Origin of the sequence: Rhizobium sp. BR 315 (assembly GCF_050577975.1) — a bacterium.
Classification (GTDB): domain Bacteria; phylum Pseudomonadota; class Alphaproteobacteria; order Rhizobiales; family Rhizobiaceae; genus Rhizobium; species Rhizobium miluonense.
Genome location: NZ_JARWKZ010000126.1, coordinates 1 through 1,574 on the forward strand (window position 1 = coordinate 1; position 1,574 = coordinate 1,574).

Sequence of the window (1,574 nt, forward strand, 5' to 3'; positions counted from 1 at the left end):
GTCTATCGGCAGCGCAACCTCGTGGAACGGTTCTTCAACAAGATCAAACAGTTTCGAGGCATTGCCACACGCTATGACAAATGCCCCGAAAATTATCTCGCTGCCGTCAAACTCGTCGCAGCAAGGATCTGGTGTCAGAGTTTATGAGTCGACGGCCTAACATTACAGTTGCATATTTCTATAAACTCTGAATCTATGGGTCTCCATGATTCGGAGGTCATGGATGATGGGTGCATCAATCGAGACGACGCTGGAACTTTGGGCATCGTCGCTGCGTGACGTCAAGGCTCGTATGCGGCGACTGTTTACGCAGGAGCGAGTTGCAGCATCCGCGAACCTTTTCCTGGACGGCTTGCTGGGTGACGAGCGGCGAAAGACAGGTTGGATGCGCGCTGAGGCGGCCGGTGATCCCGGTCCGTGGCGGCAGCAAGCCATTTTGGGTCGCGGACGCTGGGACGCGGATGGACTTCGCGACATCGTGCGAGAGTATGTTGTGGAAAACCTCGCCGCCGATGATGCGGTCCTGGTCATCGATGAGACGGGCTTCCTCAAGCAGGGCAAGACATCGTGCGGTGTTTCGCGTCAATATACAGGTTCGGCAGGCAAGATAACGAACTGCCAGATCGGTGTGTTCGCCGCCTATGTGTCCGTTCGCGGTCATGCCTTTATCGATCGAGCCCTGTACTTGCCCAAGAGCTGGACCGGTGATCCGGCAAGGCTTGCAGCCACCCATGTTCCTGAGGCTATAGCCTTCGCTACCAAGCCAGGCCTGGCTGTCGATATGATACGGCGTGCGCTGGCAGCCGATGTGCCGTTTTCATGGGTGGCTGCAGATGCGGTCTATGGCGTCGGGGACGTTGAAGGGACCCTGCGCAGAGCCTGCAAAGGCTACGTTCTTGGGGTTAAATCGGACCACCATTTCGGCTCCTGGTCGGGCAAGCCTCCGGTCGCCGGCACAGCTCAGGAGATCGCCCGTGACCTCGATCCAAAAGCATGGCAGCGTCTTTCCGCCGGTGATGGCACCAAAGGCGCGCGGCTTCATGACTGGGCCTACTGCGAACTCGCCGATCTCCATGCCGACGAATATAACGAGACGGAAACGGGCCTTTGGACCCGTGGCCTCCTGATCCGGCGCAATATCAGCGACGGCGATCTCGCATTCTTCACCACATGGTGCCCGGCCGGAACGGGCATCCAGACGCTCGTTTCCGTTGAAGGCCATCGCTGGGCCATCGAAGATAGCTTCGAGACCGCCAAGAACGAGCTCGGACTCGATCACAACGAAACCCGGTCATGGCATGGCTGGCATCGCCACGTCTCCCTGGTCATGCTCGCCTTCGCCATGATGGCGGTGATCCGGTATCGCGCCAATGACGTGACGCCCCAAAAAAGACCGCGGATGCCGACCATCAGGATTTAATCCGCTGGTCTATCCAGGAAGTCCGGCGCATCGCCACAAGGCTTGCCCAGCGTCGCATAAAGCCCGCCTACGTCATCGCGTGGTCATGCTGGAGGCGCGCCCATCAGGCTGCCGCTCGACGAGCGCATTTGAAGGCGAAAATGCAACTGTAATG

1 protein-coding gene and 1 pseudogene are annotated in these 1,574 nt (G+C 58.5%); both read left to right on the forward strand.

Features of this window, described 5'->3' with window-relative positions; genetic code table 11:
• Nucleotides 1-147 (forward strand): annotated as a pseudogene (locus QD409_RS35295) (IS5/IS1182 family transposase); the annotation flags it as partial.
• Between the two features lie 58 nt (nucleotides 148-205).
• Nucleotides 206-1,420, forward strand: a complete 1,215-nt coding sequence (locus QD409_RS35300) for an IS701 family transposase (RefSeq protein ID WP_113134408.1) — start codon at nucleotides 206-208, stop codon at nucleotides 1,418-1,420.
• Nucleotides 1,421-1,574: the final 154 nt, after the last annotated feature.